At 70.2% G+C, this 12,988-nt stretch carries 9 protein-coding genes; 8 read left to right on the top strand and 1 reads right to left on the bottom strand.

Features of this window, described 5'->3' with window-relative positions; all coding sequences use genetic code 11:
- The first annotated feature begins 151 nt into the window (after positions 1–151).
- From kdpF to ATK30_RS08990, 6 genes are read left to right on the top strand one after another with little or no spacing between them, the layout of a single operon-like run.
- On the top strand, positions 152–253 hold the full coding sequence (gene kdpF / locus ATK30_RS09015; protein ID WP_037358287.1) for a K(+)-transporting ATPase subunit F: 102 nt from the start codon (positions 152–154) through the stop codon (positions 251–253).
- A gap of 1 nt (position 254) precedes the next feature.
- Positions 255–1,916 carry a potassium-transporting ATPase subunit KdpA gene (gene kdpA, locus ATK30_RS09010; protein ID WP_101435186.1) on the top strand — a complete coding sequence of 554 codons (1,662 nt, stop codon included), beginning with the start codon at positions 255–257 and terminating at the stop codon, positions 1,914–1,916.
- A complete protein-coding gene (gene kdpB, locus ATK30_RS09005) occupies positions 1,913–4,006 on the top strand; it encodes a potassium-transporting ATPase subunit KdpB (RefSeq protein ID WP_101435185.1) in 2,094 nt (697 codons plus the stop codon). The genes kdpA and kdpB overlap by 4 nt, the downstream gene beginning before the upstream one ends.
- Position 4,007: 1 nt before the next feature.
- A complete protein-coding gene (locus ATK30_RS09000; protein WP_101435184.1) occupies positions 4,008–4,619 on the top strand; it encodes a potassium-transporting ATPase subunit C in 612 nt (203 codons plus the stop codon).
- Between the two features lie 4 nt (positions 4,620–4,623).
- Positions 4,624–7,182 (top strand): sensor histidine kinase, encoded by a 2,559-nt coding sequence (locus ATK30_RS08995; protein WP_101435183.1) that lies wholly within the window; start codon positions 4,624–4,626, stop codon positions 7,180–7,182.
- Entirely contained in the window at positions 7,179–7,877 is a 699-nt protein-coding gene (locus ATK30_RS08990; RefSeq protein ID WP_101435182.1) for a response regulator, read from the top strand. Before ATK30_RS08995 ends, ATK30_RS08990 begins: the two co-directional genes overlap by 4 nt.
- A gap of 71 nt (positions 7,878–7,948) precedes the next feature.
- Here the strand turns inward: ATK30_RS08990 and ATK30_RS45000 are convergent, their stop codons facing one another.
- A complete protein-coding gene (locus tag ATK30_RS45000; protein ID WP_158242458.1) occupies positions 7,949–8,662 on the bottom strand; it encodes a hypothetical protein in 714 nt (237 codons plus the stop codon).
- A 159-nt stretch (positions 8,663–8,821) separates the two neighbouring features.
- On the opposite strand from ATK30_RS45000, the gene ATK30_RS08980 reads away from it, so the two are divergent.
- Together ATK30_RS08980 and smc are read left to right on the top strand one after the other, a co-directional pair.
- Positions 8,822–9,118 (top strand): acylphosphatase, encoded by a 297-nt coding sequence (locus tag ATK30_RS08980; RefSeq protein ID WP_101435181.1) that lies wholly within the window; start codon positions 8,822–8,824, stop codon positions 9,116–9,118.
- Between the two features lie 179 nt (positions 9,119–9,297).
- The gene (smc, locus tag ATK30_RS08975) at positions 9,298–12,900 is read left to right on the top strand and encodes a chromosome segregation protein SMC (RefSeq protein WP_101440715.1); all 3,603 of its coding nucleotides are present in this window, start codon (positions 9,298–9,300) and stop codon (positions 12,898–12,900) included.
- Positions 12,901–12,988: the final 88 nt, after the last annotated feature.

Genomic DNA, 12,988 nt, shown 5'->3' with positions numbered 1-12,988 from the left:
TCGCGCCCACCGCACAGTGGCTCTCGACCGACGGTCACCCGTGCCGGGTGACCCTTCCTGAGAGGTGCCTCGTGGCAGATTTGCTGTACGCCCTGTTGCTCATCGGCGTTTTCGCGGTGCTTGCCGGTGTCCTGCGCGGGCTGGAGAAGCTGTGAGCGGCGCGGGCACCGTGGCCAACATCGTCGGCGGGCTGCTGGCGCTTGGCCTCCTCGGCTACCTGTTCGTCGCCCTCGTGAGGCCGGAGAAATTCTGAGATGAGTGACGTCGCGGCCGGCTTCGCGCAAGCCGGCGTGCTCCTGGTCGCCCTCGCGGTGGTCTACCGACCCCTCGGCGACTACCTCGCCCGCGTCTTCTCCACCGAGAAGCACCTGCGGGTCGAGAAGGCCCTGTACAAGATCGTCCGCGTCGACCCGGACACCGAACAGCACTGGAAGACCTACGCCTCCGGGGTGCTCGGCTTCTCGTTCGTCTCGGTGCTCCTGCTGTACCTGCTGCAGCGCTTGCAGTCGATCCTGCCGTGGAACTTCGGCCGCGGGCCGGTGTCGCCCGCCGTCGCGTTCAACACCGCGGTTTCCTTCGTGACCAACACGAACTGGCAGTCCTACACGCCCGAGACGACGATGGGCCACTTCGTCCAGATGGCCGGGCTCACCGTGCAGAACTTCCTGTCCGCGGGCGTCGGGCTCGCCGTGGCGATCGCGGTGACGCGCGGGTTCGTCCGCTCGCGCACCGACCGGCTCGGCAACTTCTGGGTCGACCTGACCCGCGGCACGATCCGCGTGCTGCTGCCGATGGCGTTCGTGTTCGCGCTCGTCCTCGTGGCGCTCGGCGTGGTGCAGAGCCTGCGGTCCGGCGTCGCGGTGACGAACCCGGACGGCTCGCACAGCACGATCGCGCTCGCGCCGGCTGCTGGCCAGGAAGCGATCAAGGAACTTGGCACGAACGGAGGCGGCATCTTCAACGCTAACTCCGCGCACCCGTTCGAGAATCCGAATGTCTGGACCAATGTCGTCGAAATGTTCCTGATCCTCGTCATCCCGGTCTGCCTGACCCGCGCCTTCGGGCAGCTGGTAGGCAACCGCAAGCAGGGCTACGTCCTGCTGTCGGTGATGACCGGTCTGTGGGCGGCGATGCTCGCGGTGATCTGGACGTCCGAGGCGCGCACGAACAGCCCGGCGGCACTCGCCGCGGGAGCGAATCTCGAAGGCAAGGAACAGCGGTTCGGGATCGGCGGCACGTCGTTGTTCGCCGACACCACCACCGGCACGTCGACCGGCGCGGTCAACGGCGCGCACGACAGCCTGTCCGGACTGGGCGGCGGAGGCACGCTGCTGAACATGCTCTTCGGCGAGGTTTCGCCGGGCGGCGTCGGCACCGGGCTGTACGGGATTCTCGTCATGGCCGTGATCGCGATGTTCCTGGCCGGGCTCATGGTCGGCCGGACGCCGGAGTACCTGGGCAAGAAGCTCGGCAAGCGCGAGGTCACCTGCGCGGCGATTTCGATGCTGGCCATGCCCACGGTGGTGTTGCTCGGTTCCGGCATCGCCCTGCTGCTGCCGGGCACCCGGGACGCGCTCGGCAACGCGGGCCCGCACGGGCTGTCCGAAGTCCTTTACGGCTACACGTCCGCGGGCAACAACAACGGCAGCGCGTTCGGCGGTCTCACCGCGACCAGCGACTGGTTCCAGGCGTCGCTTTCGGTGGCCATGCTGGTCGGCCGGTTCGTGCCGATCGTCGCGGTGCTCTGCCTGGCGGGTTCGCTCGCGTCGCAGAAGAAAGTCCCCGAAACCGCGGGCACGCTGCCCACCACCGGACCGCTGTTCGGGACGTTGCTGACCGGCACGGTCGTCCTCGTCGCGGCTCTCACGTTCATCCCGGCGCTCGCGCTGGGTCCCATCGCGGAGGCGTTGGCATGACCATCACTCAGGAGCGGACTCCGGAAGAGGAGACGCAGCACCATGTCGAGAATGCTGGACGCGTCGGAGCCGGTGTCTTCAGCCCGAAGCAGCTCTGGTCGTCGCTGCCGGACGCGCTGCGCAAACTGAACCCGCGTCACCAGCTCAAAAACCCGGTGATGTTCGTGGTGTGGGCCGGTTCGGTCCTGACCACCGTCTTCGCGATCACCGATCCGAGCGTGTTCTCGATCCTCATCGCGGTGTGGCTGTGGTTCACCGTCGTGTTCGCGAACCTGGCCGAAGCCGTCGCCGAAGGACGCGGCAAGGCGCAGGCGGAATCGTTGCGGCGGACCAAAAAGGAGACCGTCGCGCGGCGGCTCACCGAGGACGGTTCCGAGGAGCGGGTGCCCGGCGTGGACCTGCGCGTAGGCGACCGCGTGGTGGTCGAGGCCGGGCAGGTGATCCCCGGTGACGGCGACGTCGTCGAAGGCATCGCCACGGTCGACGAATCGGCCATCACCGGCGAATCGGCCCCGGTGATCCGGGAGTCCGGCGGCGACCGCAGCGCGGTCACCGGCGGCACCACGGTGCTGAGCGACCGGATCGTGGTCCGGATCAGCACCAAGCCGGGCGAGTCCTTTGTGGACCGGATGATCGCGTTGGTGGAAGGCGCTTCCCGGCAGAAGACGCCGAACGAGATCGCGCTGACCATCCTGCTGTCGACGCTGACCATCATCTTCCTGCTCGCCGTCGTGGCTCTGCAGCCGATGGCGGCCTACTCCGGCAGCGAGCAGTCGGTGATCGTGCTGACCGCACTGCTGGTCTGCCTGATCCCGACGACGATCGGAGCGCTGCTGAGCGCGATCGGCATCGCCGGAATGGACCGGTTGGTGCAGCGCAACGTCCTCGCCACCTCCGGCCGGGCGGTCGAAGCCGCGGGCGACGTGTCGACGCTGTTGCTCGACAAGACCGGAACGATCACCTTCGGCAACCGGCGCGCGACCGAACTGATCCCGGTCGGCCAGTCCACTGTGGATGATCTGGCGCGCGCGGCCCGGCTGTCCAGCCTCGCCGACGGAACGCCGGAAGGCCGCAGCATCGTCGAGCTGATCGCCGAGCGGCACGGGCTTCCGGCCGCGGCGGACGACACCGAGAAGCTCGCCGAGTTCGTGCCGTTCACCGCGCAGACCCGGATGAGCGGGATCGACGTCGGCGGGCGCGAGGTCCGCAAGGGCGCGGCCTCGGCGGTGCGCGAATGGGTCCGCGAGCGCGGCGGCGACGTGCCGGACGAGACCGAACGCGTCGTGGACGAGATCAGCCAGCAGGGCGGAACCCCGCTGGTGGTCGCGGAATCGGCGGGCGGGACGGCCTTCGTGCGCGGCGTGATCCGGCTGTCGGACGTGGTGAAGCCGGGCATGAAGGAGCGCTTCGAGGAACTGCGCTCGATGGGCATCAAAACGGTGATGATCACCGGCGACAACCCGCTCACCGCGAAGGCCATCGCGCAGGATGCGGGCGTCGACGACTATCTCGCCGAGGCCATGCCCGAGGACAAGATGGCGCTCATCAAGAAGGAGCAGGAGGGCGGGCGGCTCGTCGCGATGACCGGCGACGGCACGAACGACGCGCCCGCGCTCGCGCAGTCCGACGTCGGCGTGGCGATGAACACCGGGACCATGGCGGCGAAAGAGGCCGGCAACATGGTCGACCTCGACTCGGACCCGACGAAGCTGATCGAGATCGTCGGGATCGGCAAACAGCTGCTGATCACCCGCGGCGCGCTCACCACGTTCAGCGTGGCGAACGACCTGGCGAAGTACTTCGCCATCCTGCCCGCGATGTTCACCAGCATTTTCGCCCAGCTCGGCGCGCTCAACATCATGCACCTGGCGACGCCGAAGTCGGCGATCCTCTCCGCGGTCATCTTCAACGCGCTGATCATCGTCGCGCTGATCCCGCTCGCCCTGCGCGGCGTGCGGTACCGGCCCTCGTCGGCGTCCGCGCTGCTCCGCCGCAACCTGCTCGTCTACGGCCTCGGCGGGATCGTGAGCCCGTTCCTCGGGATCTGGGTGATCGACCTGATCGTGCGCCACATTCCAGGGATTGGCTGACATGAACGTCTTGCTCAAGCAGACCTGGGCGGGCTTGCGCCTGCTCATCGCGATGACCGTGCTGCTCGGCATCGGCTACCCGCTGGGCGTGTGGGCGGTGTCCCGGGTCCCCGGCCTTCAGGGGAACGCCGAGGGCTCGGCGGTGACGGTCAACGGCCAGGCCGTCGGCTCGTCGCTGATCGGGATCGACCCGGTGCCCGCCGACCCCGCGCACGACCCGTGGTTCCACACCCGGCCCTCCGCCGGTTCCAAGGACGTCCTCGGGCCGGGTGACCCGTCGACGTCGGGGCCGTCCAACAAGGGGCCGTACAACGAGGATCTGACCAAGGCCATCGCGCAGCGGCGACAGCTGATCGCCCAGCGCGAGGGCGTCACCCCGGCGGAGGTGCCCGCGGACGCGGTGACCGCGTCGGGCTCGGGCCTCGACCCGGCGATCAGCGTCTCCTACGCCGAGCTGCAAGTGCTTCGCGTGGCGCGCAACACCGGATTGAGCGAAGAGAAGGTGCGGCAGCTGGTCGCGGACAACACGACCGGCAACGGGATCGGTGTGCCGGGCGTGAATGTGCTCCGGCTCAACCTTGCCGTGCATTCGGCCGCTCCTGGAGCACACTGACACGGTGAGCACCTCTGACCCCTCCCCGAAGCCGCGCCGAGGCGAACTGCGGATCTACCTCGGTGCGGCTCCGGGTGTCGGCAAAACCTTCGCCATGCTCGGCGAAGCGCGCCGCCGGCTCGACCGCGGCACCGACGTGGTCGTCGGCCTGGTCGAAACGCACGGCCGCAAGAAGACCGCGGACCTGCTGGACGGGCTGGAGGTCGTGCCGCGGCGCACGGTCCGCCATCGCGGGCACGAGTTCGCCGAGATGGACCTCGACGCGGTGCTCGCCCGCGCGCCCGAGGTCGTCGTCGTGGACGAGCTGGCGCACACGAACGTGCCCGGCGGACGGCACGAGAAACGCTGGCAGGACATCGACGAACTGCTCGACGCGGGCATCGACGTGCTGTCCACGGTCAACGTCCAGCACCTGCAGAGCCTCAACGACGTGGTCGAGCGGATCACCGGCGTCACCCAGCAGGAAACCGTGCCGGACGAGGTCGTGCGCCGCGCGGAGCAGCTGGAACTGGTGGACATCACGCCGGAGGCGCTGCGGCGGCGGCTCGCGCACGGCAACGTCTACCCGGCCGAGCGCATCGACGCCGCGCTGGGCAACTACTTCCGGCCCGGCAACCTCACCGCGCTGCGCGAACTGGCGCTGCTGTGGGTGGCCGACCAGGTCGACGTCGCGCTGCAGCGTTATCGCGCCGAGCAGAAGATCACCGATACGTGGGAGACGCGCGAACGGGTGGTCGTGTCGATCACCGGCGGGCCGGAAAGCGAGACGCTGATCCGGCGCGCCAGCCGGATCGCCACCCGGGCGGGCGCGGAACTGCAGGTCGTGCACATCCTGCGCGGCGACGGCCTGGCCGGGCTCGGGCCGACCGCGATGGCCCGCTGCCGCACGCTGGCCGAGGAGGTCGGCGCGACCTTCCACGCCGTGGTCGGCGACGACGTGCCGACGGCGTTGCTCGACTTCGCGCGCGGGGTCAACGCGACTCAGCTGGTGGTCGGCACTTCGCGGCGCTCCCGGATCGCGCGGCTTTTCGACCAGGGCATCGGCGCGACCGTGGTGCAGCAGTCCGGGCCGATCGACGTGCACATGGTCACGCACTCCTACGCCGGCGGACGGCTGCGGGCGCGGCTGGGCACGAACCCGCTGGCCCCGTCGCGGCTCGTGATGGGCTGGGTGCTGAGCATCCTGCTGCCGGTCGCCGCGACCGGTCTCGGGGTGCTGCTGCGCGACGCGGTCGAGTTCTCCACCGACGTGATCCTCTACGTGCTGGCCACCGTCATCGTCGCGTTGGTGGGCGGGCTGGGCCCGGCTTTGCTGGCCGCGATCTTCGGCGCGGGGCTGTTGAACTTCTTCTTCACGCCGCCGCTGTACACGCTGGATGTGCACAGCCCGCAGAATGTCGTGACGCTGATCGCGATGATCGTGGTGGCGGTGATGGTGGCGCTGGTCGTCGCTTCCGCTGCTCGACGCGGAGTGGCGGCGGCGCGGGCCCGGACGGAGGCGTCGCTGCTGGCGTCGTACGCGCGCACGGTGCTGACCAACCCGAATCCGATCGAGCGGTTGCTGGAGAAGGTGCGGGAGAATTTCGGCCTCACTTCTGTGACGCTGCTGGAGAAACGCAACGGCAAGTGGGACAAGGTGGCGCTGTCCGGCGGCGAGCCGTGTGCGGATCCGGATGAGGCCGATGTGGACATCGCGGTGACCGCGGACGTGCACCTGACGTTGCGCGGGCGTGCGTTGCCCGCAGCGGACCGTCGGGTGCTGGAAGCCGTTGCGGGACAAGCGTTGCTCGCCTTGCGACAGCAGCGGATGGCAGCGGCCGCGGCGGCCGCCGAACGCAAGGCCGAGGCGACCGAGCTGCGCACGACGCTGCTGTCCGCGGTCGGACATGACCTGCGGACGCCGCTCACGTCCATCAAGGCGGCGATCGGCAGCCTTCGCGCGCCGGACCTGTCTCTGTCCGATGAGGACACTGAGGAACTGATGGAAGCGGTGGAGCTTTCGGCGGACCGGCTCGCCGGGCTGATCGACAACCTCCTCGACTCGTCGCGCCTGGCGACCGGTGCGGTCACCCCGCATCTGCGGCCGGTCGGCTACGACGAGGTGGTCGCGCATGCCCTGTCCACTGTGGACAATTCGCAGGAGGTCCAGGTGTCCGTGGACCCGCGATTGCCTTCCGTGCTCGCGGATCCCGGCTTGCTGGAACGGGTGATCGCGAACGTCCTGGACAACGCTCTCCGGCATGGCGGCGGGGACGTTTCAGCGCGGGCGAGCGCGCATTCGGAGTTCGTGGAGCTGCGGATCGTCGACCACGGCAAGGGGCTGCGGAAGGGTGCCGCGGAGTCCGCGTTCGCGCCGTTCCAGCGGCTGGGCGGCGATCGGGACTCGACGCCGGGCGTCGGGCTCGGCTTGTCCGTCGCGAAGGGGTTCACCGAGGCGATGGGCGGTACGGTTCGCGCCGAGGACACTCCTGGTGGAGGGTTGACCGTGGTGATCTCCCTGCCGGCCTGTACCGGCCGGGAACTCGTGGAAGCCGAATCGGCGGAGGAGGGCGCGGCGCGATGACTGCCGACCAAACGGCGACGGTGCTGGTCGTCGACGACGAACCGCAGATCGTGCGGGCGCTGCGGATCAACCTCAACGCGCGCGGATACAAGGTGATCACCGCACACGACGGCACCGCCGCGCTGAAAGCGGTCGCCGAGACGAAACCCGACGTTGTGGTGCTCGACCTGGGCCTGCCCGACCTCGACGGCACCGAGGTGATCGCGGGCCTGCGCGGCTGGACCACGGTGCCGATCATCGTGCTGTCCGCGCGCGGCGATTCGGCGGACAAGGTGCAAGCGCTCGACGCGGGCGCCGACGACTACGTGACCAAACCGTTCGGAATGGACGAACTGCTCGCCCGCTTGCGTGCTGCGGTGCGGCGTTCGTCGGTGGCGGGCGCGGACGGTGCGGAAGCCGTGGTGGACACCGGATCGTTCACGATCGACCTGGCGGCGAAGAAGGTCCTGCGCGAGGGCCGCGAGGTGCACCTGACCAAGACCGAATGGGGCGTGCTGGAACTGCTGGTGCGCAATCGCGGCCGGTTGGTGGCGCAAAAGCAGCTGCTGCACGAGGTGTGGGGGCCGTCGTACGAGACGGAATCCCATTACCTGCGCGTGTATTTGGCACAGTTGCGGCGGAAGCTGGAGCCGGAACCTTCGCGGCCGCGCCACCTTCTCACTGAACCCGGCATGGGCTACCGCTTCGAAGCCTGACACCCCTGGCCGGAACGCCGTGAAGGGCTCCTTGAAGGAATCAGATTCCTTCAAGGAGCCCTTCACGGACTTCAGCGGCTGGTGGAGCTCGTCGGGTTGGTGTCCGAAGTGGACGCGCTCGACGTGGACGACGGCTGGCCGCCGGTCGAGCTGCTGCCCGTCGGGGGCTTCGGCGCCGAACTGTCCGACGATGGCGGGTTCGTCGGAGTCGAGGTTTCCGGCGGGGTGGTCACCGGGGTCGAGGGCGGCGTAGTGGTTCCGCCAGAAGACTTGGTGGGCGGCGGCGGGTCGCTGCGTTGCGACGTGGTGCCGCCTGGCACCGGCTGTCCGCCGCCGGGCTGACCTCCCGGCTGACCGGCGGGCTGGCCCGCGTTCGGCGGGGGAGTGATGACGCTCGTCGTCGGCTTTCCGTCCGGGCCGACGGCGACCACCGTGGTCGGGGTCGGCGGGGCGGTCTGGCCGGGCGTCGGCGAACCGGGGACCGTCATCGGGCCGCCGGGGACGGCGTTGCCCGGCACGACGACCTGCGAGCTGCCCTGCAGCCCGCCCGGGCCGCCGCCGCTCGTGGTGTTCGTCGCGGTGTCGGTGACCGAGCCGGGGCCGGCCAGTTCGGCGACCGCGGCGAAGGCCGTGGCGACCACGAGGCCGCTGACGCCCAGGATCGCGTAGCCGGAGCGGCTCAGCCTCCCGCTCGCGCCCTTCGGCGGAGCGGTGGGGGCAGCGCTCACCGCGATCGCGTTCTCGGGCGACGCTGAGCTTGGTTCAGGCCCGTCGGGACGGGACATGCAGGCTCCTTAGAAGGGTCAACGCTCAAGTCGAGGGGCGGCACGGGGAAGCGGGCTCCGGACCCCGGATGCCAGGCCGGAGATTATCACTGCTCAGCACCCCTACCCGCGACCGAGGGACAGGGCCGTCACGGTCCGCAGCCGGGCGCGTGCGGCAGGATGGGACCGGTGAACGAGCAGGAATCGCCCGTCCGGCTGGCCGCCTGGGTGCACGGGCAGGTGCAAGGAGTCGGTTTTCGCTGGTGGACCCGGAGCCGGGCACTGGAACTCGGCTTGACCGGATTCGCCAGGAATCTCCCGGACGGCCGTGTTGAAGTCGTCGCGGAGGGTAGCCGTGACCACTGTGCGCAGTTGCTGGCCGCGCTGCGCTCCGGAACCTCACCCGGACGAGTGGATCAGGTCGTTGAACGCTGGAGCGCCGCCAAGGGCGGGCTGGACGGATTCGCCGAACGCTGAGGCCGGTGTGGCGGCTGCGGCTGATGGGGTGTCTGGGGTTGCCGGGGCGGCCGATCCTGTGCTAGGCGCGCCCGGGCGGCCCGGCCTCCCACGGTGCTCCGGAACCCCCGGGTAGCCTGTCCCGAACCGGGGGAACCGGTAGCCATCCAGTACCCGTGGCCAAGAGGGGTCGGCAGCACGTGCACCTGAAAAGCCTGACGCTCAAGGGCTTCAAGTCCTTCGCCTCGGCGACCACGCTGCGCTTCGAACCCGGCATCACCTGCGTGGTCGGCCCGAACGGCTCCGGAAAGTCGAACGTCCTCGACGCGCTGCGCTGGGTCATGGGCACCCAGGGCGCGAAGGACCTGCGCGGCGGCAAGATGGAAGACGTCATCTTCGCCGGCACCGCGGGCCGCGCCCCGCTCGGCCGCGCCGAGGTCACGCTCACCATCGACAACGCCGACGGCGCGCTGCCGATCGAGTACGCCGAGGTGTCCATCACCCGCCGGATGTTCCGCGACGGCGCGAGCGAGTACGAGATCAACGGCGACCGCTGCCGGCTGATGGACGTCCAGGAACTGCTGTCGGACTCCGGCATCGGCCGGGAGATGCACGTCATCGTCGGGCAGGGGCAGCTGTCGGCGATCCTGGAGTCGAAGCCCGAGGAGCGGCGCGCGTTCATCGAGGAGGCCGCGGGCGTCCTCAAGCACCGCAAGCGCAAAGAGCAGACCCTGCGCAAGCTCAACAACATGCAGGGCAACCTCGACCGGCTCACCGACCTCACCACGGAACTGCGCCGGCAGCTCAAACCGCTGGGCAAACAGGCCGAGATCGCCCGCAAGGCCCAGTCGGTGCAGTCCGACCTGCGCGACGCCCGGCTCCGGCTGCTGGCCGACGACCTGGTCACCCAGCGCGAGTCCATCGCCCGCGACGAGGCGGACGAGCGCACCGCTCGCCAGCGCCGCGCCGAGGTCGAGCAGGCGCTGGAAATCGTGTCCGCCGAAGAGGCCGAGCTGGAGGCCTCGCTCGCCGAGGACGCGCCGCGGCTGCAGACCGCGCAGGAGACTTGGTACAAGCTGTCCGCGCTCACCGAACGGCTGCGCGGCACCGTGCGGCTGGCCGTGGAACGGCAGCGGCACCTTTCTTCGGACGTTTCCGCGCCCACCGGCGGCCGCGACCCGGAGGAACTGCTCGCCGAGGCCGAACAGGCCGCGGAGCGCGAGCAGGAACTGACCGAAGCCGTCATGGAGGCCCGCGAACTTCTCGCGGAAACCGTGCTGCGCCGGGAAGATCTCGAACAGCGGGTGCAGGCCGCGGAGCGCGCGCACTGGGCCGCGGTCCGGGCGATCGCCGACCGTCGGGAAGGCATGGCGAAGCTGACCGGCCAGGTCGAAGCGTTGCGCAGCAAGAACGGCGCGACCGCGGAAGAAGTCGACCGGCTCACCGTCGGGCTGCAGGAAGCGGCCGAGCGCGCGGAAATCGCGGTCGAGGAGCTGGAAGAAGCCAAAGCCGCCGGCGGCACGGAAGACTCCGACGACGCTGAGCTGCAGCAGCGCCACGACCGTGCGGTCGAGGCGAACAACGCCGCCAAGGCCCGCGTCGAGGAGCTGGTGAAGGCCGAGCGCGGTTCCGAGCGGGAGATCGCGTCGGAGCGGGCCCGGGTCGAGGCGCTGTCGATGGGCCTCAAGCGCAAGGACGGCGCGGGCGCGCTGCTCGGCGCGTCCGCGGAATTGCCGGGCCTGCTCGGTTCGGTCGCCGCGTTGCTCACCGTGCAGCCGGGGCACGAGGTCGCGCTGGCCGCCGCGCTCGGGCCGGTGGCCGACGCGGTCGCGGTGTCCGGCGGCGAGAACGCGCTGTCCGCGCTGAAGTACTTGAAGGAGACCGATTCCGGCCGCGCCGGGATCGTGCCGGCCGGTGCCAGGTCCACTGTGGACACCAGCTCGTGGCCGGCGCTGCCCGAGGGCGCGCGCTGGGCCCGCGAGGTCGTCAGCGCGCCGGAGCAGCTGCGGCCCGCGGTCGAGAAGGCGCTGGACCGGCTCGCGCTGGTGCCGGACCTGGACGCCGCGCGTCAGCTCGTGGCCCAGCATCCGGAGGTGCGCGCGGTCACCGCCGAGGGCGATGTTTTCGGAGCCGACTGGATCGCCGGCGGTTCCGCTGCCCGCGAGAGCGTGATCGAGGTCCAGGCGGCGGTCGACGAGGCGCAGGAACGCTTGCGTGCGGCCGAACGCGCGCTGGAGCAGTACTCCGCCGAGCTGGAAGGCGCCCGTGCCGAGCAGCAGGCCCGGCGCGAAGAGGTCGGGCAGGCCAAGGACGCGCTCGGCGAAGCCAAGGTGCGCAAGGCGCGTTCGTCCGAGCGGCTCAACCGGTTGGAGCAGGCGGCGCGCTCCGCGCAGGCCGAGGTCGAACGGCTGACCCAGCAGCGCGCGAAGGTCGAGCAGAGCCGCGAGCAGGCGCTGGAACAGTTGGCGGAGCTGGAAGAACGCCTCGCCGCGGTCGCCGAACAGCCGGTCGAGGACGACCCGGACACCGCCGAGCGCGACGAGGCCGCCGAGCAGCTTGCCGTGGTACGGCAGGAAGAAGTCGAAGCGCGGCTCGCGCAGCGCACCGCCGAGGAACGCGCGCGCAGCATCGCCGGACGAGCGGAATCGTTGCGCCGTGCGGCATACGCCGAGCAGCAGGCGCGCGAGCGCGCGGCCAAGGCGCGGGAAGCGCGGGAGCGTGGCGCGGAAATCGCGAACGCGGTCGTCAACGCCGGCGAGTTCGCGCTGGAGCGGATCGAGGTGTCCGTGCAGCGCGCCGCCGCCGAGCGCGACGAAGCCCAGGCGCAGCGCCAATCCCGCGAAACCGCGCTCACCGCGGTGCGCGCGAAGGTGCGCGAGCTGTCCGGCGAGCTGGAGAAGCTGACCGACGCCGTGCACCGCGACGAGGTGCTGCGCGCCGAGCAGAAGCTGCGGCTGGAAACGCTGGAAGCCAAGATCGCCGAGGACTTCGGCATCGGGCTGACGGACCTGGTCGAGGAGTATGGCCCGAACGTGCCGGTGCCGCCGAGCGCGGGCGAGATGGCCGAGTACGAGGCGGCCAAGGAGCGCGGCGAGGACGTCACCCCGCCGCCGCCGATGCCGTACGACCGCGAAACCCAGGCCCGCCGCGCCAAGCGCGCGGAGAAGGACCTGGCCCTCCTGGGCAAGGTGAACCCGCTGGCGCTGGAGGAATTCGCGGCGCTGGAGGAGCGGTACAAGTTCCTCTCCACCCAGCTGGAAGACCTCAAGGACACCCGCAAGGACCTCGAGGCCGTCATCAAGCAGGTCGACGAGAAGATCCTCGAGGTCTTCGCCTCGGCCTACGCCGACGTGGCGCGCGAGTTCGAGACCGTGTTCAGCGTGCTGTTCCCCGGCGGCGAGGGCCGGATGGTGCTCACCGAGCCGAACGACCTGCTCGCCACCGGCGTGGACGTCGAGGCGCGCCCGCCGGGCAAGAAGGTCAAGCGGCTGTCGCTGCTGTCCGGCGGCGAGAAGTCGCTGGTGGCGGTCGGCATGCTGGTGGCGATCTTCCGCGCCCGCCCTTCGCCCTTCTACGTGATGGACGAGGTCGAGGCGGCGCTGGACGACACCAACATGCGCCGGCTGATCGGCCTGCTGGAGCAGCTGCGCGATTCGTCGCAGCTGATCATCATCACGCACCAGAAGCCGACGATGGAGATCGCCGACGCGCTGTACGGCGTGAGCATGCAGGGCGACGGCATCACCAAGGTGATCTCCCAGCGGCTGCGCACCGCGGAAGAGGAACCGGTACCGGCTTCCTGAGCGGGTTGCGCCGTTCCGGAGATCCTGCCCGAACGGGCAGGCCTCGTCCGATCGGCCAACTGCCGCGGAGCCCGCGCGTCTTCAGGGG

The organism is Amycolatopsis echigonensis, from assembly GCF_002846615.1.
In the GTDB taxonomy this organism is placed as follows: Bacteria; Actinomycetota; Actinomycetes; order Mycobacteriales; family Pseudonocardiaceae; genus Amycolatopsis; species Amycolatopsis echigonensis.
The sequence above is the reverse complement of the archived record's forward strand: the minus strand, read 5'-3'. Positions and strand labels throughout refer to the sequence as shown.